Source organism: Burkholderia sp. NRF60-BP8 (assembly GCF_001522585.2).
Classification (GTDB): domain Bacteria; phylum Pseudomonadota; class Gammaproteobacteria; order Burkholderiales; family Burkholderiaceae; genus Burkholderia.
In genome coordinates this window covers 1481886-1504139 of record NZ_CP013372.1, presented here as the reverse complement: position 1 = coordinate 1504139, position 22254 = coordinate 1481886, and the positions used below count along the sequence as shown (strand labels likewise).

Annotated in this window: 22 protein-coding genes; 16 read left to right on the top strand and 6 right to left on the bottom strand. The window is 68.3% G+C overall.

What is annotated here, in order from left to right:
- Positions 1-578 precede the first annotated feature (578 nt).
- Together WS54_RS06980 and WS54_RS06975 are read left to right on the top strand one after the other, a co-directional pair.
- Entirely contained in the window at positions 579-1475 is an 897-nt protein-coding gene (locus tag WS54_RS06980; RefSeq protein ID WP_059784999.1) for a LysR family transcriptional regulator, read from the top strand.
- 118 nt (positions 1476-1593) lie between these two features.
- A complete protein-coding gene (locus tag WS54_RS06975) occupies positions 1594-2226 on the top strand; it encodes a LysE family translocator (RefSeq protein ID WP_179955194.1) in 633 nt (210 codons plus the stop codon).
- Between the two features lie 78 nt (positions 2227-2304).
- Here the strand turns inward: WS54_RS06975 and yddG are convergent, their stop codons facing one another.
- Both yddG and WS54_RS06965 read right to left on the bottom strand, forming a co-directional pair.
- The gene (yddG, locus tag WS54_RS06970; protein ID WP_059785003.1) at positions 2305-3243 is read right to left on the bottom strand and encodes an aromatic amino acid DMT transporter YddG; all 939 of its coding nucleotides are present in this window, start codon (positions 3241-3243) and stop codon (positions 2305-2307) included.
- A 579-nt stretch (positions 3244-3822) separates the two neighbouring features.
- Positions 3823-5508: a purple acid phosphatase family protein gene (locus WS54_RS06965; RefSeq protein ID WP_034204745.1), complete on the bottom strand. Its 1686-nt coding sequence runs from the start codon at positions 5506-5508 to the stop codon at positions 3823-3825.
- A gap of 323 nt (positions 5509-5831) precedes the next feature.
- Between WS54_RS06965 and WS54_RS06955 the strand changes: the two genes are divergently transcribed.
- The 7 genes from WS54_RS06955 (at position 5832) to WS54_RS06925 (ending at position 11112) form a co-directional block, all read left to right on the top strand.
- A complete protein-coding gene (locus WS54_RS06955) occupies positions 5832-6131 on the top strand; it encodes a YXWGXW repeat-containing protein (protein WP_059783390.1) in 300 nt (99 codons plus the stop codon).
- 226 nt (positions 6132-6357) lie between these two features.
- Positions 6358-7143: an RNA polymerase sigma factor gene (locus WS54_RS06950; protein WP_082725141.1), complete on the top strand. Its 786-nt coding sequence runs from the start codon at positions 6358-6360 to the stop codon at positions 7141-7143.
- Positions 7140-7559: a hypothetical protein gene (locus tag WS54_RS06945; RefSeq protein WP_059783392.1), complete on the top strand. Its 420-nt coding sequence runs from the start codon at positions 7140-7142 to the stop codon at positions 7557-7559. The genes WS54_RS06950 and WS54_RS06945 overlap by 4 nt, the downstream gene beginning before the upstream one ends.
- On the top strand, positions 7556-8056 hold the full coding sequence (locus WS54_RS06940) for a periplasmic heavy metal sensor (RefSeq protein WP_059783394.1): 501 nt from the start codon (positions 7556-7558) through the stop codon (positions 8054-8056). The genes WS54_RS06945 and WS54_RS06940 overlap by 4 nt, the downstream gene beginning before the upstream one ends.
- A 224-nt stretch (positions 8057-8280) precedes the next feature.
- Positions 8281-9675 carry a DUF1800 domain-containing protein gene (locus WS54_RS06935; RefSeq protein ID WP_059783396.1) on the top strand — a complete coding sequence of 465 codons (1395 nt, stop codon included), beginning with the start codon at positions 8281-8283 and terminating at the stop codon, positions 9673-9675.
- Between the two features lie 2 nt (positions 9676-9677).
- Complete coding sequence (locus tag WS54_RS06930) at positions 9678-10835, top strand: DUF1501 domain-containing protein (protein WP_034204750.1); 1158 nt, start codon at positions 9678-9680, stop codon at positions 10833-10835.
- Positions 10836-10893: 58 nt separating this feature from the next.
- The gene (locus tag WS54_RS06925; RefSeq protein WP_034204751.1) at positions 10894-11112 is read left to right on the top strand and encodes a YXWGXW repeat-containing protein; all 219 of its coding nucleotides are present in this window, start codon (positions 10894-10896) and stop codon (positions 11110-11112) included.
- A 135-nt stretch (positions 11113-11247) separates the two neighbouring features.
- Here WS54_RS06925 and WS54_RS06920 read toward each other — a convergent pair whose 3' ends face one another.
- Positions 11248-12444 carry a tyrosine-type recombinase/integrase gene (locus WS54_RS06920; protein ID WP_059783398.1) on the bottom strand — a complete coding sequence of 399 codons (1197 nt, stop codon included), beginning with the start codon at positions 12442-12444 and terminating at the stop codon, positions 11248-11250.
- Positions 12445-12740: 296 nt separating this feature from the next.
- On the opposite strand from WS54_RS06920, the gene WS54_RS06915 reads away from it, so the two are divergent.
- On the top strand, positions 12741-13121 hold the full coding sequence (locus WS54_RS06915; protein ID WP_059783400.1) for a DUF4377 domain-containing protein: 381 nt from the start codon (positions 12741-12743) through the stop codon (positions 13119-13121).
- 17 nt (positions 13122-13138) lie between these two features.
- On the opposite strand, the gene WS54_RS06910 is transcribed toward WS54_RS06915, so the two are convergent.
- On the bottom strand, positions 13139-14524 hold the full coding sequence (locus WS54_RS06910) for a DHA2 family efflux MFS transporter permease subunit (protein ID WP_059783401.1): 1386 nt from the start codon (positions 14522-14524) through the stop codon (positions 13139-13141).
- 826 nt (positions 14525-15350) lie between these two features.
- Between WS54_RS06910 and WS54_RS06895 the strand changes: the two genes are divergently transcribed.
- The gene (locus tag WS54_RS06895; RefSeq protein ID WP_082725170.1) at positions 15351-16028 is read left to right on the top strand and encodes a hypothetical protein; all 678 of its coding nucleotides are present in this window, start codon (positions 15351-15353) and stop codon (positions 16026-16028) included.
- Between the two features lie 11 nt (positions 16029-16039).
- On the opposite strand, the gene WS54_RS06890 is transcribed toward WS54_RS06895, so the two are convergent.
- Positions 16040-17266: an acyltransferase family protein gene (locus WS54_RS06890; RefSeq protein WP_059783405.1), complete on the bottom strand. Its 1227-nt coding sequence runs from the start codon at positions 17264-17266 to the stop codon at positions 16040-16042.
- Positions 17267-17751: 485 nt separating this feature from the next.
- On the opposite strand from WS54_RS06890, the gene WS54_RS06885 reads away from it, so the two are divergent.
- The 4 genes from WS54_RS06885 (at position 17752) to infA (ending at position 19774) form a co-directional block, all read left to right on the top strand.
- A complete protein-coding gene (locus WS54_RS06885) occupies positions 17752-17988 on the top strand; it encodes a FitA-like ribbon-helix-helix domain-containing protein (RefSeq protein ID WP_034204757.1) in 237 nt (78 codons plus the stop codon).
- Positions 17975-18391 carry a type II toxin-antitoxin system VapC family toxin gene (locus WS54_RS06880; RefSeq protein ID WP_179949311.1) on the top strand — a complete coding sequence of 139 codons (417 nt, stop codon included), beginning with the start codon at positions 17975-17977 and terminating at the stop codon, positions 18389-18391. The genes WS54_RS06885 and WS54_RS06880 overlap by 14 nt, the downstream gene beginning before the upstream one ends.
- A gap of 447 nt (positions 18392-18838) precedes the next feature.
- Positions 18839-19042 (top strand): cold-shock protein, encoded by a 204-nt coding sequence (locus tag WS54_RS06875; protein WP_006483056.1) that lies wholly within the window; start codon positions 18839-18841, stop codon positions 19040-19042.
- Between the two features lie 468 nt (positions 19043-19510).
- The gene (infA, locus tag WS54_RS06865) at positions 19511-19774 is read left to right on the top strand and encodes a translation initiation factor IF-1 (RefSeq protein WP_059783409.1); all 264 of its coding nucleotides are present in this window, start codon (positions 19511-19513) and stop codon (positions 19772-19774) included.
- A gap of 504 nt (positions 19775-20278) precedes the next feature.
- Here the strand turns inward: infA and WS54_RS06850 are convergent.
- A complete protein-coding gene (locus tag WS54_RS06850) occupies positions 20279-21058 on the bottom strand; it encodes an SDR family NAD(P)-dependent oxidoreductase (protein WP_059783411.1) in 780 nt (259 codons plus the stop codon).
- Positions 21059-21224: 166 nt separating this feature from the next.
- Here WS54_RS06850 and WS54_RS06845 point away from each other — a divergent pair, with 166 nt between their 5' ends.
- Complete coding sequence (locus tag WS54_RS06845; RefSeq protein ID WP_059783413.1) at positions 21225-22124, top strand: AraC family transcriptional regulator; 900 nt, start codon at positions 21225-21227, stop codon at positions 22122-22124.
- Positions 22125-22254: the final 130 nt, after the last annotated feature.

Below are 22254 nucleotides of genomic sequence, written 5' to 3'. Positions count from 1 at the left end.
GCCGAAGGTATCGTGCGCCGGGCGGCAGAGGCGCCGGCGCCGCGGAGCACAGGCGCCGGCAGACTGAATCGGACTGCGAATCAAGTGGGCCGGAATGGTTCGCGGACAACTACGGCTTTCCGTCCGTCTCCATACGGATTCCTTGCGCGCGGGCGGGGCCGGCGCGCGTCATCGGAGCGACCAGATACCCCAGATCGCGATCAACAGGCCCACGCCCAATCCGCAGCCCAGCAACACATAGGTTTCCATTTCGTGCCTTTGTAGACATGGCAACGCCGACGTCGACATCGGCGTACGTGCGGCAAAACCGGTCCCGTATCGTCCGTGCCGTCGGTGGGGGGCGATACGCCGGGTCTGCGAATACTACGCGTTGCAGCTTTCAGAACGCATGTGCGCTCGGTCGCACGCAGCATGCCGGCGGTTCGATCGTCCGTCGTACCCCGGCGGCGCACGGGGCATCCGCCGCGTGCGTGGCGAGGTACGCGTGTCGGCTGCGTGACCGTTGCATCGGTTCAATATAATTCAAGTCGATCGGTCGCTTCATGCGCGACATGCAAACCCCCGAACAAGGAAACCCGATGACGCTCGCCCAGTTGCAGGCGCTGGCCGCCGTGGTCGAACTCGGTTCGCTGACGGCCGCGGCAGACCGGCTCAGCCGCAGTCAATCCGCGATCAGCCACGCGCTGACGGAGCTGGAGGACATCACGCAGGTCAAGCTGCTGTGGCGCGACCGGCAGCCGGTCGTCCTGACGGCGGCCGGCGAACGCCTGTGGCCGTATGTCCAGAGCGTGGTGCGGGAAGCACAGATGCTGCGCCAGCAGTTCAGCCTGTCGCGCGGCAAACTCGAAGGGAAGCTGGTGGTCGCGTCGCTGCCGAGCGTATCGCTGGCGTTCGTCGTTCCCGCGCTCGAGGCGTTGAAGGAGATGCACCCCGGCGTATCGGCGGTGCTGCTCGAAGGGACGGACAGCGAAGTCGAAGGGTGGATCGACGACGGGACGGCCGACGTCGGCGTGGTCGCCGGCACGAAGACGTTCGCGCACAACCTGCCGTTGCTCGACGAGGATTTCGTCGCGGTGGCGGCCGACGACAGGTTCGTTGGCCGCAAGAGCGTGTCGGCCAGGCAGTTGGCCGCGGTGCCGTTCATTTTCTCGAAGGCGGGATGCGGGCCGGTGATCGCGGATTACTTCGCGCGCGGCGGCGTACCGCTTCGGGCCGCATTCAACGTGGTCGAGATGCGCACGATCCTGTCGATGGCGGAGGCCGGCATGGGCGTATCGATCGTGCCGCGCATCACGCTCACGTACACGCCGTTCGGCGGCCGCGTGCTGGCACTGTCTCCGCGGCTGCATCGCTCCGTGCGATTGGCGTGGAATACCGCCGGCAACGCGGTTACCGACGCGTTCGTGCGGCTCGTCGACGCGCAACGTGCGAAGGCGGAAAAGGCGATTCGGACCCGCGCGAAAAAGGGCAGATAGCGACCGGCGCGCACGATGAACGGCGCTCATGCGCCGCTTGCAGTTTATTCATGCCGACGCATGACAGGATGCAATATATTGCTCGAACCTCGTTGTCGTTGCCATGAAGGAGTGTGCCGTGCCGGCCTTGCCCACCCTCGTTGCGTTCGGACTCGTGTCGCTCGGCATGGTGCTGACGCCCGGACCGAACATGATCTATCTGGTGTCGCGCTCGATCTGCCAGGGCCGCCGCGCCGGACTGGTGTCGCTCGGCGGCGTCGCGCTGGGATTCGTGTTCTACATGGTGTGCGCGGCAGTGGGTATCACCGCGCTGGTGATGACCGTGCCGTATGCGTACGATGCGCTGCGCCTGGCCGGCGCGCTGTATCTCGCGTACCTGGCGTGGCAGGCGCTGAAGCCGGGCGGGCGCTCCGCGTTCCAGGTCCGGCAGTTGCCGCACGACAGCCGCGCGAGGCTGTTCGCGATGGGCTTCGTCACGAATCTCGCGAACCCGAAGATCGCGGTGATGTATCTGTCGTTGCTGCCGCAGTTCGTCGTGCCGGGGCACGGCAGCGTGCTCGCGCAATCGCTGGCGCTCGGCTGCGTGCAGATCGCGGTGAGCGTCAGCGTCAACGCGCTGATTGCCTGCGCGGCCGGATCGATCGCGGGTTTTCTTGCAGGGCGGCCGCTGTGGGCGGCGGTTCAGCGCTGGTTGATGGGGACGGTGCTGGCTGGGCTGGCCGTGAGGATTGCGCTGGAATCGCAGCGTTAGTGCGCGGCGGTCGACGCGTCGACGCGTCGACGCATGGCCGGCCGCGATCCGGCCTTCCGTCGACGGCGCCGGCCATCGTCACCCGTGGCAATTGCCCTCGGCTTCCTTGGCGATCCGCACGGGCTCGGCTTCGTCACGCCGCCTGCGCGTCGCGAGCCAGCACAGAATCGAGCCGCCGCACACCATCGCCGCGCCTTGCCAGAATTCGGCCGACAGCGGCGCATCCAGCCGCGCGGCGGCGAAGGCGGCGGCGAGCACCGGCGTGAAGTACGATGCGCCGACGATGATCGTCACGTTGCCGTGCATGATGCCGGTGTTCCAGGCCGCATAGCCGAAGCCGAGCGCCGACGCCGCGAGCACGAGGTACACGATCGCATGAAAACTGAACGTCATGCCGCCGCCTTCGATCGCGAACTTGATCCAGAGCACCGCGGCGACCAGCATGAAGAACGGCGTGACGCCGTTCTTGCCGTCGGCGATGCGTGCGGTCACCGTGCAATAGCCGGCCCAGATCAGCGCGCCGAAGAACGCCAGGCCGTAGCTGAGCGGATTGTCCGCGACGTTGCGCAGCATGCCGGCCGGATCGAGCCCCCGGTCGCCGCCGAGCACCCGGCAGATGCCGAGCATCGACAGCAGGACGCCGGGCACGACCAGCAGGTTTGCGCGCTGCTTGTTGAACACGATGGCGGCGACGAGCGTGAGGCTCGGCCACAGATAGTTGACCATCGCGACCTCGATCGCTTGCCGAGCGTTGCTCGCGTAGCCGATCGACAACGCCAGGCACAGCTCGTACGACACGAACAGCAGCCCGCCCCACAGCAGATAGTTTTTCGGGAATCGGCTCAGGTCGGGGAAGCCGATCGAAAACAGCAGAAGCACGGACGCCACCGTGTAGATCATCGCCGCACCGCCGGTCGCGCCGAGGCTTTCGCTGACCCCGCGGACGAGCGCGACCACCGACGCCCATAACAGCACCGCGCCGAGCCCGATGAGCGTTGCCTTGTTCTTGCGTTTCATGCGTGCTGCCTGTTTCAACATGCCCATTCGATTTCGGATGATGTGAGTCCGTCTGCGCGTGCCGTCATCACGAACGGTGAGACAACGGGAAGATTTCGCGGGAAACGCGCATTTTACGGTGGGGCGGCGGTTGCAGCGACGCAGGTGGATCGGCGCGTACGATCGATTCGGTCGCGCGAGCCGATCACGCGTCGTCGATACGCCACGCGGCGCCGATCCCGACAGCGCGGGTCCGATCGCGTCGAGCATCGCATTCCGCGTCGGGCCGAGCGTGATGACAAGGAGGAAGCCGGGTTCCTCGGCCGACGGATCGATCGGCGGTCGGCCGCCGGTCGCATCGCGAATTTCGAGCTGTCGTTCGTATGGACCGACGCCGATGTCGCGATGTGCTTGCCGCAGCACATTTGCGACGGCATGGAATACGCCGGCCGAAGGAGGAGGTGCAGGCGTGTGAATGCGGTATTCGAAACGCATCCGCATGGACCTGTGTGCGAGGCGGCAGTGCAACTCGCGCCGCGCCTGCCGTCCGCCGACGGTAATGCATCGGGCGCCCGCCGCGGCGAGCGCCCGATGCGTCGATCACCGTTCGCGCCGCTTCTTGCTCAGCTCGATCGTCTCGAACAGCTCGTACTGCGCAGTCGGATGCTGATCGGCGCCCGGCGCATGGTAGTAGCGCATCGTGATCGTCGTGTGGCCGCCCGGCTTGCCCGGATCGTGGTCGAATACCGCGATCCCGTAGCCGGTGCCCGTATCGCGGCGCGCGGACCAGATCGCATCCTCGAGCGCATCGGCCGGCTGGCGCACGAACGTGTTCGGCGCGGTGCCGGGCACCGGCCGGTTCGGCTTCGTGAACACCTTCGCCTGCGCGAAGCCGGTCGACGGGTTTTCGCCGTACACGTCGAGCGGTGCGCTGGTGCCGCCGCCGCCGAGGATCAGGTGGATCGTGCCGTGGCTCGTGTCGAACGTCGTGCGGTTCGGATCGTTCGAGCCGACCGGGCGCGGCTGCAGCGTCTCGACCACTTCGCCGGTTTTCGCATCGACGCCCGCGCGATGATTGCAGCCGCGCACCGGATAGCTGCGCTCGTAGTCGTGATCGTGGCCGCACAGCACGAGATCGACGCCGTAACGATCGAACAGCGGCAGCCACGCTTCGCGAATGCCCTTGTCGGAGCCGTTGCCCGTCTTCGACGAACTGAGCGCGTCCTGATGCATCTGCACGACGATCCAGTCGATGTCGTCGTCATGCGCGGCATGACGCAGCGTGCGTTCGAGCCAGCGCGTTTGCTCGCCGTTGCTGTAGCCGCGCACGTAGAACGACGTGCCCGGCTCGATCGGCGGGCGGCCGGTGCTCGCGGCCGGGACGAGCGGCGCAGGGCCGCCGACGAACGCGGCGGCGTCCTGGTACACGACATCGTCGGCGTCGAGCGACACGAACAGCACGGAGCTCACGCGGAAGCTGTACCAGCGGCCCGGGAAATGCGTGCCGTTCTCCGGCAGCGTATAGCGTGCGAGGTACGAGTCGAGCCCCTGCGGACCGTTGTTGAATTCGATCTCGTGATTGCCGGGGCATGGCATCCACGGACGATTCGCGGCCGACGTCTGGTTGTTGTTGCCGAAATCGCGCCACACGTCGGGCTGGTGCGCCGGGTTCAGGTTCGCGTAGCAGAGGTCGCCGTTCAGCAGGTGGAACAGCGGCTGGAACTGCTCGACGGCCTGCACCGCGAAGCGGCTCTGCGGCGACGACAGTACCCACGCGCCGTTCGGCGTCGCGAGATCGCCGTAGCTCGTGAAACGAAACGGCGCCCGGCCGCGCGGTGCGGTCGAGAAATTCGCGGAGAACGGCTGCGCGGCATTGCCGTCGTTGTCGGCGGTGATCTCGTAGCGGTAGCGCGTATCCGGCTTCAGCCCGTGCACGCGCGCGTGGTAGGCGAACACCGTCTCTCCGTTCAGGCCGTCGGTGTACAGGCGCTGGACGCCGTGCACGGTGCGCGCCGGCTCGCCGTCGGCGACGATGCGCGCGCGCGGATTGACGGCCGGGGCGAGCGACGCCCACGAGATCACGACTTCGGACGTCGGGTCGTTGCCCCACGTCAGGTGAACCTGCTCGGGCGTGCCGTCCGGATTCGACGCGGCGGCGCGGGCCGCCGCGAGCCCGCCGGCGGCGGTGGCGAGGCCGGAGACGCCGGCGAGTTTCAGGAAGCCGCGACGCGACACGGAGGCGGCCGGCTCGTTCGGCTGGTCAGGGAAAGTGTCCTGGTTCGACATGGTCGGTGTTTTCGTTGAGGGGACGCGAGACGTGGAACCGCGCGGCCATGCGCGAGCACGGCCGGGGCGTGGGCCGGAAACGAGCGGGATCCCGGTCGCATGCATTGTCGAAGGGCAGTTTTGCCGCGTTGTGACAGTACCGCAACCCCGTGTGTGCGGCGGCCGACCCGTGCAATCGCGCGTCGCGCGCCTCCGGCTTGCTCCGAAGCAGGGTGGGGCCACCAAAAATTTTTTTGCCGACGCCGCGACGGATTGCGCCCTCCGGCTCCGTTTAACGCATGAACGACCGCTTCCGGTCGATGCCCGTTATTTCGGAGTCTTTCATGAAACTTTCCGTTTTATTGCGATTGGCGGCCGGGTGCATGGCTGCACTCGCGACGTCGGCCGTATTCGCGCAGGCCGTCATCGTCGCGCCTTACGCGCCGCCGCCGCCGCGCGTCGAAGTGATGCCGGCGCCCCGTGCGGGTTACGTCTGGGATCAGGGGCACTGGCACTGGCGGCAGGGCCGCTACGTATGGATTCCGGGCCACTGGCAGGTCGTACGCGTCGGCTACCACTGGGTGCCCGGACACTGGGTCGCGCGCGGCCCGACCTGGCGCTGGGTGCCGGGCCACTGGGCCTGACGTGCACGCCGGCGCGCGGCGCGCGGTGCCGGCACGGCGGATTTTTCACGCAACATCATGAGTCGTGGCGATGCCTTTTCGAACCATCGTGATACTGGCGCTCGCAGCCATCGTGCTGGCCGGCTGCGTCGTGGTGCCGGCCCGTCCGGTGTATTACCGGCCCGCGCCGGTCGTCGTATATTGAACGCGCCGGCCGACGGTCGCGCGGCCGGCAGACAGGATCGACATGCGGCGCGAACCGGATGTCGATGAAACCGGCACGGCCGACGCCGTGTGCGATGCCGGGTGCGACGCGCGCGGCGTCGACGAAGCGTCGGTATGGCGCCGTCCGGCGATGGCCCGACGCATGCAAGGAGAGCACGACGATGAGCTTCAGCCGGACGGCGGGTATTCCTGCCGCGACAGCGCGGCGCCCGCGCGGCGCGCGACGGAGCAGGCGACGTTGAGCGATCGCGGCGACCGCGATCCGGACGCGGAACTCGTCGCGCGCGTCGGCGCGCGCGATGCGTCGGCGGTACGCGTGCTCGTCGCGCGCAAGTTGCCGCGGCTGCTCGCGTTGGCGACGCGCATGCTCGGCGACCGGAACGAAGCCGAGGATGTCGCGCAGGAGACGTTCCTGCGAATCTGGAAGCAGGCGCCGCGCTGGCGAGAAGGCGAAGCCCGCTTCGACACGTGGCTGCATCGCGTCGTGCTGAACCTGTGCTACGACCGGTTGCGAGGCCGGCGCGAGGAGCCCGTCGACACGCTGCCCGACGTGCCCGACCCGCAACCGGAGCCGGCCGCGCATGCGGAGCTGCGTTCGCGCGACGCGCGCGTGCGGCAGGCGCTGGCCGCGTTGCCGCCGAGGCAGCGGGAAGCGCTGGTGCTCCAGTACTATCAGGAAATGTCGAACGTGGACGCGGCCAACCTGATGGGCATCACCGTCGATGCGCTGGAAAGCCTGCTCGCCCGTGCGCGGCGCAACCTGCGCGCGCAACTGGCCGGCGACCCACCTAGCGAGGACAAGCGATGACACCCGAACGATTTCGTACCATCGTCGCCGCGTACGGCGCCGACGCGCGGCGCTGGCCGACCGGCGAGCGCGCGGCCGCCGAGGCCTGGGCGCATGCGAACCCACGGGAAGCGCTGCTGGCGCTCGACGAGGCGGCCGACCTCGATGCGTGGCTCGCCTGCGACACGGTCGCGCCGCCCGCGCCGGCACTCGTCGAGCGCATCGTCGCAACGGCGCCCGCGCCGCAGCGCGCACGCCGGCGCGGCGCCGTATGGTGGTCGGGCGCGGCGTTCGCCGGCGTCGGCCTGGCCGGCGCGCTCGCGGGAGCGGTGGCCGTGTCGATGCTGATGCTCGGCAGCGCGCCGCCGGCACAGCACGAGCCGGGCTATCTGACGACGACGTTCGGCGGTCCGAGCGTGGATGGGGGCGACGAATGACCGAGCGCGGCTGGAAATTCACCCTCGTCGGCTCGGTCGTGCTGAACGTGTTCATGCTCGGCGCGATCGGCGGCGGCGCATATCAATGGTTCTCGACCCATCGCGACCAACACCCCGGCACGCCCGCCTCGCGCACCGCGTTGCGTTTCGCGGCGGATGAATTGCCCGATGCGCGCCGGCGCGAGTTCGCCGCCGCGCTGAAAGCGGCGCGCAAGGACGGCCGCGATTTGGCGCGGGAAGGGCGCGACGGCCGGATCGCCGTGCTGGACCTGCTCGCCGCGCCGCAACTCGATCGCGCGGCGATCGACGCCGCGCTCGAACGCACGCGCGCAGCCGACACCGCGCTGCGGGCGCAGGTCGAGCGCAGCGTCGTCGATTTTGCGGCGACGCTGACGCCCGACGAGCGCGCGAAGTTCGTCGACGGATTGCAGCGCAGCGGCAACTGGCGTTTGCCGCCAAGGCTGCAGAAGAAGCCGGACGCATCGGCGAGCGAGTAAAAGGAAGCCGTGCGCGGGCGGCCCGCGATCCGATCCGGATGATTCGCGCGTCACGTGTGCCGTTCCGGCGCGTCGCGCGGTCGTCGTCCGTTGACGATGCATGCCGCCGTGCTGCGAAACTTCCGCCTGCCGTTTCCCCGATCGCAAAAAATATTTCCCCTGCCGCGACGGATTTCCCGGCGCCCTTGCGTTGAACGTGAGTACGCACCGCAAGAGAGCCCGTCATGGACCACCCGAACGACTCCACGCCGGCCGCGATCGCGCTGAACCGTTTCGGTCTCGGCGCGCGGGCCGACGAAGCACCGCCCGCCGACCCGAAGGCCGCGTTGCTCGACCAGTTCGACCGCTACGACGCACGGCCCGCCGCCTGGGCCGGCGAGCCGGACGCGGTCACACTCGCCACGCGCTTCGCGAACACCCGCAACGCGATGACGAGCGACGACGCGGCCGCCAGGCGCGCAACCGCGCAGTCGATCCGCCGCGACGGCTACGACGCATATCGCAGCGCAGTCGCCGCGCGCATGAACAGTGCGCTGAGCACGCCCGCGCCGTTCGTCGAGCGTCTCGTGCATTTCTGGGCGAACCATTTCGCGGTATCGGTCGACAAGGGGCAGGTGGCCGCCTACGCGGGCGCATTCGAACGCGACGCGATCCGCCCGCACGTGCTCGGCCGTTTCGAGGACATGCTCGTCGCCGTCGAACAGCATCCGGCGATGCAGACGTTCCTCGACCAGGCGCGCTCGGTCGGCCCCGACAGCCCGGCCGCGCTGCGTGCGCAAGAACGCAATCCGTCGGCGAAGCGCGGGCTCAACGAGAACCTCGCACGCGAAATCATGGAGCTGCATACGCTCGGCGTGCGCACCGGTTACACGCAGGCCGACGTGACGGAATTCGCCCGCGCGTTGACCGGCTGGAGCATCGCCGGCGGCCGCGGGCCGCAACCGGGCGATGCGGCGCCCGGCGCATTCGTGTTCCGCCCGAATCTGCACGAACCGGGCACGCGCACGGTGATGGGGCGCACCTACGATCAGCCGGGCGAAGCGCAGGCGCGTGCGATCCTGCACGATCTCGCGCGATCGGAGGCGACCGGCCGGCACATCGCATTCAAGCTCGCCCGTCATTTCGTCGCCGATACGCCGCCGCCCGCGCTGACCGAACGGCTCGCGCGTGCGTTCGATGCGAGCGGCGGCGACCTGCCGACCGTCTATCGCGCGCTCATCGACGCCCCCGACGCGTGGTCGCCGGTCGACCGCAAGTTCAAGACGCCGTGGGAGTGGGCCGTATCGTCGCTGCGCGGGCTCGGCTGGCGCGACACCGGCGATCTGAAGGCCGCGCCGCTGCTGGCTCAACTCGGCCAGCCGGTGTGGCGGCCGGGCTCGCCGGCCGGCTACGACGACGTGGCCGCGAGCTGGGCCGCGCCCGACGCGCTCGTGCGCCGCGTCGAGATCGCGCAGCGCCTGGCCGCGCGGACGGGCGACCGCCTCGACCCGCGCACGCTCGGCAACACGCTGCTCGCCGGTTCGATGAGCGGGTCGACCGCGACCGCGCTCGCGCGCGCCGAAAGCGCGACGACGTCGCTCGCGCTGCTGCTCGTGTCGCCCGATTTCCAACGGAGATGACCATGGCACTGTCCCGCCGACAATTCCTCAGCGTTGCCGCCGCCGGCGCGGGCGCGATCCTCGTCGCGCCGCGGATCGCGTTCGCGAATGTCGACACCGACCGGCGCTTCGTGTTCGTGATCCAGCGCGGCGCGGCCGACGGCCTGAACATCGTCGTCCCGTACGCGGAGCCCGCGTATGCGTCGCTGCGCGGCCCGCTCGCGATCGACACGGCGGCCGCGACGAAGCTCGACGGTACGTTCGCGCTGCATCCGTCGCTCGCGCAGACCGCGCAGTTGTATCGCGACGGTCAGGCGCTGTTTGTCCATGCGATTGCATCGCCGTATCGCGACCGCTCGCATTTCGACGGCCAGAACGTGCTCGAAACGGGCGGCCGTGCGCCGTACCAGGTGAAGGACGGCTGGCTGAACCGGCTCGCCGCGCTGCTGCCGGCGACGCGCGACAACGCGATCGCATTCGCGCCGACGGTGCCGCTCGCGCTGCGCGGCGCGGTGCAGGCCGCGTCGTATGCGCCGTCCGGCTTGCCGGCCGCGCCGGACGATCTGCTCACGCGCGTGTCGGCGCTCTACGAAGCCGACGCGCAGCTCGGTCCGTTGTGGCAAGCGGCGATGGAGGCGCGCGGTCTCGCCGGCGATGCGCATGCACGGCAGGACCCGGCCGGCGTCGGCAAGCTCGCCGCGACGTTTCTCGCGCGCGACGACGGCCCGCGGATCGCGATGATCGAGACGGGCGGCTGGGACACGCACAGCGCGCAGAACGCGCGGCTCGCGAATCAATTGAAGGCGCTCGACACGATGCTCGCCGCGCTGCGCGACGGCCTCGGGCCTGCGTGGCGGCAGACCACGGTGCTGGTCGCGACCGAGTTCGGCCGCACGGCCGCGGCGAACGGCACCGGCGGCACCGATCACGGGCAGGCGTCGGTCGCGATGCTCGCGGGCGGCGCGGTGGCAGGCGGCCGCGTGATCGCCGACTGGCCGGGGCTGCGGCCCGGCGATCTGTACGAGGGGCGCGACCTGAAGCCGACTGCGTCGCTCGACGCGCTGATCGCGGGCGCGGCCGCCGACAGTCTGCGGCTCGATCCGCGCCGCACCGCGGCAGCGCTGTTTGCCGAAAGCGGCGCGACGCGGCCGATGAGCGGCCTGATTCGCGGGGCCGCGTGACGCGGCACGTATCCGCGATCGGCGCCGTCGACCGATTACACGACAGGGAGCATCGACAATGAAGATCCGATCCGTTTCGCTCGCCGTGCTGGCGAGCGCGAGTGCCGTGCTGATGACCGCGTGCGTGGTCGAACCGGTGCGGCCGCCGCAGCCGGCGCCCGTCGTCGAAGTAGCGCCGCCGCCGCCCGCGCCCGGCTATCGCTGGGCGAAGGGGCATTACCGGTGGGCCGGCAATCACTGGGCGTGGGTGCCCGGGCACTGGGTGGCGGTGTACTGACACGGCAGACACGGCAAGCGTGTCGACGTGTCGTGCGGCGAGATCGACGTGCCGGAGACGCGCGACCGTGCGCAGTGCCGCAGCAACGGCGGATCCGGCGGGATCGACCTCGTCCGTCGAGCGGCGGCACGCAGTCTAGTCCCACCCGATCCGGTGCTTCTCTTCCGTCTCTCGATGGCGCCAGTCGTCGTCCGCGTGAAGATACTGGCTCGTCGTCGTGAGCGACACATGGCCGAGGTTGTCGCGCACGAGCCGCAGGTCGACGCGGCCGTCGGCCATGTGCGAGCCCGCGCTGTGACGCAGCCAGTGCGCGGACGCCTGTTCGAGCACGCGCGCCGGTTGTTCGCCGGCATCCCCCTGAGCACGCAGCCGGTCGGCCGCGTGCCGGAACACCTGCTTCACGATCCGATGCAGCGCCGCGCGCGTGAGCGGCTTGCGCGTCCGGCCGATCGGCAACACGAGCGGCGTCGGTTCGCCGTCGAGCGGCAGCGCGGGCAGGCCGTGCGCGCGCCGGTAGCGCGCCAGCTCGGCCATCATCTCGTCGGTGGCCGGCACGAGCCGCTGCCGGCCGCCTTTGCCCGTCACGTCGAGCCACCAGCGCGCGTGTCCGTCCGCATCGCGCCGGCAGAAGAATTGCCCCATCGTCGTATCGGCCGCTTCGGTGATGCGCAGTCCGCCGAGATACAGCAGCGTGAACAGCCAGCGTGCGCGATCCGCATGGAAGCATGCGCGGGCATCGTCGCGCGGCATCGCGGCGATCGCGTCCTTCACCGATTGCCACAGCGGCTGCCCGAGATGGCGCGTGACGCGCGGCGACGGCCGGCGCTGCCGCTGTCGCGACAACGCGAGCGGATTGCCGGCCAGATAGCCGGCCTGCACGAGCCACGAGAACATCACGTTCAGGATCACCAGCGCCTGCCGCTGGCTGGCGGCCGACAGCGGCCCGTAAAACGGCCGCCAGCGCGGATCGTCGCGCGGATGCTTGCGGCCGCCGTTCGCGCACCACAGATCGGCCGGCGCGGGCGCGAGCAGGAATTGCCGGTAGACCGCGAGATCCTCGTGCGTGAGCGACGACAGCGGCTTGCCGCACGCGATCACGGCCCACAGCAGCAGGCGTTCGGCCTCCTTGCGGTAGTTCTGGAACGTGGTCGGCGTATCGACGAAGCGGGCGAGCCACGCGCGCACGGCGTCGAGGTCGTTGGTCGCGGCGATCTGCGGATGCGCGCTGCCCGAGCGGTTGGTGCCCGTGCGTCCGTCGAGCGCGGCCGGCACGGCCAGCGTATCGATCGGCAGCGGGCGCAGCACGGTGTCGGACGGAACGGATGAGGTCATGCGAAGGGAACGCGCCGTGCGAACCGCGCGGGCTTGGCCTGGTGGACGAACGCGGCGCGCCAAGGCGTATCGGAAAGCGTCGATGGTACACGATCGCCGCACGGTGAAGCCGCCGTCGACGGCGATCACGTGGCCGGCGATGAAGCGCGCGGCGGAGCCGGAACAGCGTAACGTATCGGCTCGCGCGCGACGTCCGATGAATGAGCGTGCTCGAACGCGTTCCGTAAGGTGTTCGTGAACCTTCTCGCCGGGCGGCTCGTCTAATTGGCCCTTCAACGCTCCCGGAGGCATATCCGATGATTCGCAAGATCCCCACGCTGCTTGGCGCGGCCGTCCTTGCCGGCAGCACGCTCCTCGCAGGATGCCAGACCGATGCGGCGGCCACCGCGTCGAACGTCGCCCGCCCGGCCGACGGCGAGCCCGTGGCCAAGACCGTCTACGTCGCGCCGCAGTCCGCGCGCTGCACGGGCGTCGCGCCGATGGAGTGCCTGCAGGTGCGCAGCAGCCCGAGCGAGCCGTGGAGCCTGTGGTACGCGGGGATCGAAGGCTTTGCGTACCAGCCCGGCTACCTGTACACGCTCGAAGTCGACGAATACCGCGTCGCGCGGCCGCCGGCCGACGGCTCGTCGATCCGCTGGGTGCTCAAGCGCGTCCTCGAGCGCCGCCAGGTGAACTGACGGCCTGACGGCCGCGATCAAGCGGAAGGGCGCGCCGCCGCACCGGCCGGCGCGGCCGTATCGATCCGCCGGAACACGACGGACGACAGCAGGGTCACCGCGCCCATGCACGCGAACGACAGCATGAACCCGTGCGCCATCGAGCCGCGGTAGGCGGCGAACAGATTGACGAGGCCGCCGCCGATCGACACGCCCAGCCCCATCGCGAGCATCTGCATCATCGTGAACAGGCTGTTGCCGCTGCCCGCGTCGGCGTGCGACAGCCCCTTGAGCGTCACGCCGTTCATCGCCGCGAACTGCATCGAATTCGCCGCGCCGAACACGATCAGCAGTACGCCTTCCAGGACCGGCGCGGGCCGTGCCGACACCAGCGCGAACCCCGCGATCGCGCAGCCGACGATCCCCGTATTCACGACCAGAAACGCCGCATAGCCGAAGCGCTTCACGAGCGGCGCGATCCACCGCTTTGCGATGACGCCCGCGATCGCGGCCGGCAGCATCATCAGCCCCGATTGCAGCGGCGTATAGCCGAGCTGAACCTGCATCAGCAGCGGCAGCATGAACGGTACCGAGCTCGTGCCGATCCGGCACAGCAGGTTGCCGAGCAGCCCCGACCCGAAGTTCGGCTCGCGGAACAACCCGAGCCGGAACAGCGGCTGCGTGCGTCGCCGCGCGTGGGGCAGGTACGCCAGCGCGCTCGTCAGGCCGAGCCCGGCGAGCGCGGCCGACCACGCGGCGCGGTGCGAGGACATTGGCGGGTCGATCGCGAGCGACAGCGCGATCATCGCGGCCGACAGCAGCGCACAGCCGACGAAGTCGAACGGCGGCGGCTGCGTCGCCTGGTCGTGCGGCAGGTAGCGCTGAACCGCGACGAAGCCGATCGCGCCGACCGGCACGTTGACGATGAACACCCAGTGCCACGAAATCGCCTGCGTGAGCCAGCCGCCGAGCGTCGGCCCGACGATCGGGCCGAGCTGGCCGGCGATCGACACGAACGCGATCGCCGCGACGTACTGTTCGCCCGGCACGCGGCGCAGCACGGCGAGCCGCCCGATCGGCAGCAGCATCGAGCCGCCGATGCCTTGCACGGCGCGCGCGACGACGAGCTGGCCGAGCGTGTGCGACGCCGCGCAGCCGATCGACGCGAGCACGAACACGAGGATCGCGACCGAGAATACGCGGCGCGTGCCGAACCGGTCGGCGAGCCAGCCTGAGGCTGGCGTGAGCATCGCCATCGTCAGCGTGTAGACGACCACGACGGGCTGCATCGCGAGCGGCGACGCATGCAGGCTTTGTGCGATCGAGGGCAACGCGGTGTTGACGATCGTCGTATCGAGCGACTGCATGAAGAAGGCAGCGGCGACGATCCAGAGCAACACGGAATGTGTGGGTTCCCGGGACATGGCGAAATCGGTGGTACGAGGGGCGGGCGCCGGTGCATGGTCGTGCGGCGCCCGCTCGATGGTACCGATTCCGCCGGTTGTCGGGAAGCGATCTCGCCAACTGCATCGGGGACATGATCCGGCTTTCCGCTTCCGTTCGACGCCGTCGCACGACGTGAGCCGACCGGGCTCGCGCGGCACGTCGCGCGTGACCGGACAAGATGCATGCGCATGCATCGGTATTCATCGTGCCTCGTCGCGCCGGATCGTGCATCGGCGACGCTTGCACCCGGAACGAAGCTGCATTTTTGCAACGCATTTTCAATGCGTCGTTCCGTATGCGATCGATCGCAACGGCAGCGCGCGTGCGCTGACGGCCGTCCGGCTTCGCTCCGCGGGCATCGCGTCATCGCTACGCGGTCGACGCGCAAGACGACGCATCGCGTGTTTCGGCGTCGCTCGCCGAATACGGATACGTTCATGAAACATTTCCTCTCGATTGCGACTCGCGCCACTACCCGTTCCAACGGATGGCGCTTTTCCCGCTTCGGTCGGCGCCGCATGGCACGCCCTTTGCGGTTCACCCGATGCCGCCGACGCAGACGAACTTCGCCAGAACGATCCGCGCATCGACGGCATGTAACGACATCGAAACAAACGGGGAACCGGATCGGGTCGCGCGCGTCGTGTGCCACGGCGCCTGCGCGGCGCGTGTCGTATCGGTCACGCGCACCGCGCAACGCGCCCCCGATCCGTCGAACAGCAAGCGTGCTTGCAAGGTGTCGTGCCGGGGTTCGCATCGCGCATCGCGACGAAGGTCGCGTGTGGGTCGCGTCGCGCCCGGCACATGTCGGGGGAGGCGCCCGTGAAAACGACGGTGAATCAATGGGCAGCGGTCGCGGCGATGTTCGTCGCGAGCGCGCACGCGCAGGAAATCTACCTGCAGGGCGGCACGCAGGGCGTCGGCATCGGGGCGGCCGTGAGCTTCAATTCGATGCTGGGCGCGCACGCGGAATTCAACGCGATCAATCTGACGCATGACTTCACGGTGGCCGGCAACCGCTATCAGGACGACCTGAAGCTGCGCCAGGGCGGCCTGTATGCCGATATCTTTCCGTGGCGAGGCAGCGGCTTTCGCGCGACGCTCGGGTTGCGCTTCAACGACGACGAGCTTCACGGCATGTCCGTACCGACCAACGGAACCTACGTATTCGGCGGCAAGCGTTATCCGGCACTTCCGGGTATGTACGCGGTCGCGCAAGCGCGTTATCCGACCGTGATGCCGTATGTCGGAATCGGCTACGGGCATCGGCCGGCGTCGAAAGGGCTCGGGTTCGTTGCCGATGTCGGCGTCGCGTACGGGATACCGAAATGTTCGTACACGCTGTCGCCGGCACTGGCCGCGGCGGCCGGACCGGCGAAGAGCCAGGTGCTGATCGCGAGCGGGCTCGACTCGCTGCGGCAGATGATGTCGCGCTATCGGTGGTATCCGGTCCTGCAGATCGGCATCTCGTACCGTTTCTGAGCGCGCACGGGTCACGGCGTGACCGTTTGACGCTCGCGAGCGGGCTCCGCCGCGCGGCGTGCCGGGCGGGCGTCGTGGCGCTTGGCGATGAACGGATGCTCGACGTAGCGGTAAGTCAGCAGCGCACAGAAGACGGCAGCCAGCGCGCACGCCAGCGCGAGCGCCCAGATGCCCGAATCGTCGACAGAATTGATCGGGAAAACGAAGTTGTTGAACGCGTGAACGATCATGTACACGATCACCATGTGGATCATGTAGATGCTGAAACTGGCGGTGCCGAGCAGCGCGAGCGGCCGGGTCTTGAGCACGCCGTAGAACGTGTTTCCGCTGGCGATGCAGAGAAACACCGGAAGCAGCGGCAGTGCACCCTCGATCGAATACCGTTCGGCGGGAGACGGAGACATCGCGAGAATCAGCAGCGCGACCGTCGCCGCCGGTTTCGTGGCGAGCCGCGCACGGACCGCGGGGTGCCGCGACACCTCGTAGGCCACCGCGCCGAACGCGAACAGCAGCGCCATGCCGCCGGGCGGCCCGAACAGCGCCGCGCAGGCCGTGACGATCGCGAGCGCAAGCAGCTTGCGCCACGCACGCGTGGCGACGAACCACGCCAGAAACGGAACGGCGACGTAGAACCGCCATTCGTAGGCGAGGGTCCACCAGACGCCGCTCAGATACGGGGTGCGCTGCGCCCCGTTGATCGGGAACGCGCCGAACCAGCCGAGCGAAACGGTCTTGAGCAGGTCGGCCAGCAGCTGCACAGGTGCGCCGACGGCATGGCGGGGAAACCAGTAAAGCGTGCAGACGACGATGACGGCCGCGTAAAACAGATAGAGCGGCGCGAGGCGTCGCACGCGTCCGACGAAGAAGGCCCGCACGTCGAGTGTGCCTCTGCATGCGCGTTCCCAGAACAGCAGCCCGGTGACCATGAAGAACATCGCGACGGGAATCGTCCCGAGATTACGCAGGAAGTCGGTGCCGGCGCCCCAGACGCCGGTCGACAGCAACGCCTGGTTGCACGCGAAATGATGGAAGACCACGGACGTGGCCAGCAGGCCGCGAAACCCGTCGAGATTGCGATAGCGCATCGACAGCGACTTGTCGACGGCCGATCGGTAGAACGGCACGTGTCGGGCAACCAGCCACGCGATGATCGCCACGGCCGCCACGCATGCCGGGAAGTAGAGTTTGTCGGGTGTCGGGGAGAACAGGATTTCCAGAGAGGGCGTAACGAAGTCCACTGAAGAGCGTCTCGTGTCTTAGATCGGGATTTCAGGCACGGATGGTCCGCGTCGATGCAAGGTCTTCTGCGCGCTTCGCACGGCGTTCGATCGCCGGTCTTGTGATCCGATGGTACCAAACGATGGCGACGGTCGCGGCCGGTTGTGCAACACGATGTTTCAGCGCGAATCGAGGCGACGCCCGGATTTGTGACGCATGTCGCCGACGGTGCCTGCATCGCAAATCCCGTTCCTCGCCGGCCAGGCGTCGTGATCGATGGCGCGCGACTGGCCATCCGGCCGGCTTCCGCATCGTCCCGCGCGGGCTTACCTTGAGCGACAGCAGTTCGATGCGTCGGACCGGCGGTGGAGATGGACGAAATGCTTGTCGTCGGCTGCCGCGGGTCCGCGCCAACTCGGGGCCGTCCGGCCATGAGGGTGATAGCAATGCTTGCAATTCACCGTCATGGTGCTATCATTGATAGCAATTCTGGACGGAGGGACTCATGGCAAATCTTCTGGTGCGTAACGTGGATGACACTATCGTTCAAAGCCTGCGCGAGCAGGCCGCGGCCAATGGCAGGAGCGCCGAGGCCGAACATCGAGCCATTCTGGCCGACGCGCTCGGCCGGCCGAAGCGGCGGACTTTCGCGCAAGTGCTGATGAGCATGCCGGAGGTCGGCGAAGACGCGGATTTTCAACGTGTTCAGGATTCAGGCGAGGTCCGGCGTGTTTTTGATTGATACGAACGTCATCAGCGAAATCAGGAAAGGCAAGCGCACCAACCGCGGCGTGCGGGCATTCTTCAGGCAGGCCGAAGCCGACGCGAGCCCGCTTTACCTGTCGGTCGTGACGGTGGCCGAGTTGCGGCGCGGCGTCGATCTGATCCGTCATCGCGGCGATCACAGCCAGGCGTCGGCGCTCGAGGCCTGGATCGCGATGATCCTGTCCGGCTATGCGCCGAACATCCTGCCGGTCGATATCGAGATCAGCCAGATGTGGGGGCACTTGCGCGTGCCCGATCCGACGCACGAACTCGACAAGCTGATCGCAGCCACCGCGCTGATCAACGATCTGACGGTCGTCACGCGCAACGTCGACGATTTCGCCCGCACCGGCGTCCGGTTGCTGAATCCGTTCGACTAGCGTCGCGGCTGCCGCCCGCCGTCGTGCGAAGTCGGGCGGCTGCCGGCTACCAGGCTAGTGCAGGACGCCTCGCTCCCGTGGCCGGCTCGACGCCGCCGCCACATATCGCACGCCGGGCACCCACCGAATCCTCCGCCGGCGTGCTTTCGCGGCGCAACTCCGCCTCTTGGCGTCCATGCTCCCGTCCCGACAGACGATGTCACGCGATGTCACACGCTCGACCGGCCGGCCTCGTTGACGGCGCCTGAAGGTCCGCGCTTGTGCGCCGCATCAAAATAACTTGACGAGGCGGCCGTTACCGCGTAGTGTCCGAGACCGAAGTCGTCAAGAAGTCCGATTGCTCATCATTGGCCGCACACCGTGCGGCAGTCGTTGGTCTCTCCCTCTTTGATTCTTTCTGTGCCCGTCGCGGGCGCATGTTCAATTATTTGTATTAAGGAAGTATTTGTGGATACCGGTACCGTCAAGTGGTTCAACGAAACCAAGGGCTTTGGTTTCATTTCCCCGGACAACGGCGGCGACGATCTGTTCGCCCATTTCTCGGAAATTCGCGGCACGGGCTTCAAGACCCTGGCCGAAGGCCAGAAGGTCAGCTTCGAAGTGAAGCGCGGCCCGAAGGGTCTGCAAGCGTCGAACATCACGCCGCAGTAAGCCGCATCGGCAGCGGTCGCCGAGCGGCGGCCGATGCCGGATGGAGTATCGCGCGGGGCGCCGCATGACGGCGGCCTGTGCGTTCCGATGCGCACGACCGATGCATCGCGACATTCACGATGCATCGGTCGTGACGCCTCCCTCATCGCATGCGTGACCCGCGTGCGACGCAACGCCCTCGCGAAGCGCCTGGCGCTTCGCCAGCGCATCACCGCTTCAACGCATCAACCCGAGCAGGCCGCCGCCATGCCCCGTAGCCGGCGCGGTCCCGACTTGCGCGGCGCGCATTGCGCCGCCGCCACCGACCGCCCGAACGCCGCAGCGCGCCGGGCTCCGATCGCAAGACAGGCCAGTGGCCCGTCTGAACGAACCGATCCCGGTCGCCTGCCGGCCGCCGTCCCGTTTGCGGGAGCCGGCGCCGGGCAATCGCCGCGGCCGCGGTCAATCACCTTGTCTGGAGGAATTGGTTTGGCAAAAGAAGAACTGCTGGAACTGGACGGAATCGTCGACGAAGTGCTGCCGGACAGCAAATACCGTGTCACGCTGGAAAACGGCGTCGTGGTCGGCGCGTACGCGTCGGGCCGCATGCGCAAGAACCACATCCGCATTCTCGCCGGTGATCGCGTGACGCTGGAACTGTCGATGTACGACCTCACCAAGGGCCGCATCAACTTCCGGCACAAGGACGCGAACTCGCCGCGTCCGCCGCGAAGCGGCCAGCCGCGCAGCTGAGCGGCCACGACCGGTGCGTATCCGCGCGTACCGGCCGACACCTGTTCGGCCGCATGGCCGGACGAACCGGATGAACGGCGCACGGCGTGCCGTTCGCCGATTGCCGGCGGCGCCGTCGCGCCGCGTTGGCTTCTTCTACGTCTCCCGCCTTTATCGGCGCCGCGCGTGTTCCACGCTCAGGCGGCGCGTCCCGCAGGAAATCCTCGATCACCATCGCGAAATACGGCGGACATTCGTGCATCGGGTAATGCTGGCAATTCGGCATCGTCCCGAGCCGTGCGACCGCATGTCATGCAAAAAACGTCGCCTGCATCGCCGCTGCGTCGAACCTTGGGTCCTTGTCGCCGACGATCACCAGTTAGCGTGTCGAGCCCGCGCACGTCATCGATGAAGTCGTGTCGTTTTGGTCCTGGAACCAAAACGAAACACCCTCCCGGCGGACCGGCAGGGCGTTTTGATTGAAAGTGCGCCGATCGTATCGGGCCGATCGACGAAAGTCGCTGCTCAGAGCGCTATCCCGCCCGACACCTCGATGCGCTGCGCATTGACCCAGCGGTTGTCGTCCGACAGCAGCGACGCGATCATCGGCCCGATGTCGTCCGGCTCGCCCACGCGGCCGAGCGCCGTCCATTCCGCGATCCGTCGATTCACGTCGGGATTGTCGCGCACCATTCCGCCGCTGAAATCGGTCGCCACCGCGCCCGGCGCGACGACGTTCACCGCGATGCGGCGCGGGCCCAGCTCCTTGGCCAGATAGCGCGTCAGCACCTCGACCGCGCCCTTCATCGATCCGTACGCTGCGCTGCCGGGCACCGAGACGCGCGTGAGGCCGGACGACACGTTCACGATGCGGCCGCCGTCGCGGATCAGCGGCAGCAGCGTCTGCGTGAGAAAGAACACGCCCTTGAAGTGCACACGATAGAGCGCGTCGAGGTCGGCCTCGGTCGTCTCGGCGATCGGCGCGTGATGCGATGTGCCCGCATTGTTGACGAGGAAATCGAAGCGCTCGGCGCCCCAGCCTGACAGGGCGTCGCGAAGCTGTTCGGCGAAGCGGTCGAACGTGGCGATGTCGCCCGTATCGAGCGGCAGCGCGAGCGCCGGTTGTCCGGCTTCTGCGGTCAGCGCGGCGACGCGATCGGCTTCCGCGCGATTCGAGCGATACGTGAAGATCGAACGCACGCCGCGCTGCGCGAGATGAAGCACGGTGTTGCGGCCGAGCCCGCGGCTGCCGCCGGTGAGGACGGCGATCTTCGGGGCGGACGCTGCAGGGTGTGCTGTTGTCATGCTGTGCTCCTGGCCAAGTAGGTGACGAACAGCGGCAAGCGTACGGCGGCCGGCGCATCCGCTGAATGCCGGAACCGGCCGCGTTCTTGCCCGATCCTGCCCGCGCGTGCCGGCGTGCGCTGTGTCGCGGGTACCATCCGGAGATCGGGGTACGGAGGATTGCACCATGTCGGATGAACTGCTCGAGCGCGTCGCACACCTGACCGGCGGGCAACGCGACGAAAGCCCGGTCGCGACGGCGATCGACGGGCTGGTCCTGCTGCGTTCGAACCGCGAGCGGCTGTCCGCGCCGCGGATCATGAAACCGGCGCTGTGCGTCGTCGTGCAGGGTGCGAAGTGGACGACGTTCGGCGGGCGGCGCTACGACTACGGGCCCGGCCGCGCGCTCGTCGTCAGCGTCGAGATGCCTGCGACGAGCCGCATCGTGAAGGCCAGCGACGCCGAACCGTTTCTCGGCCTCGTGCTCGAATTCGATCTGGCGATGATGCGCGACGTGCTCGAACGGCTCGATACACCGCCGCTGCGGGCGGCCGGCCCGGTCGGACACGGCGTCTGCGTGACCGATTTCGGCGGGCCGCTCGGCGATTGCGTGCTGCGGCTGGTGCGGCTGCTCGATACGCCGGACGCGATTCCGATCGTCGCGCCGCTGGTGAAGCGCGAGATCTGCTACTGGCTGCTCGCCGGGCCGCACGGTGGTGAAGTGTCGCGCGTCGTGTTCGCGAATGGTCACGCGCAGCGCGTCGTCGCGGCGATCCATGCGCTGCGCGGCCAGTTCGCCGAGACGATCCGCGTCGACGAACTCGCCGCCGTCGCGCAAATGAGCCCGTCCGCGTTTCACCGGCAATTCAAGGCGCTGACGTCGATGACGCCGCTGCAGTACCAGAAGCAGTTGCGTCTGCTCGAAGCGCGACACCTGATGGTGACGGGCGCGGCGAACGCGGAAACGGCCGCGTATCGCGTCGGCTACGAAAGCGCGTCGCAATTCAGCCGCGAATATGCACGGATGTTCGGCGCGCCGCCGCGGCGCGACGTCGTGACGTTGAAAACCGCCCCGGCCGACGACTGAACGCACGCGCGGCGACGCCGTTCGCATGCGGCTTTACGCGCGGGCCGGCGCGGTCGTACACTCGTCGGCAATGCGCGGCCCGCGCGTGGCTTTCAATCCCTTCAGTGCTTTCGGCGGGCCAACGGCCGTG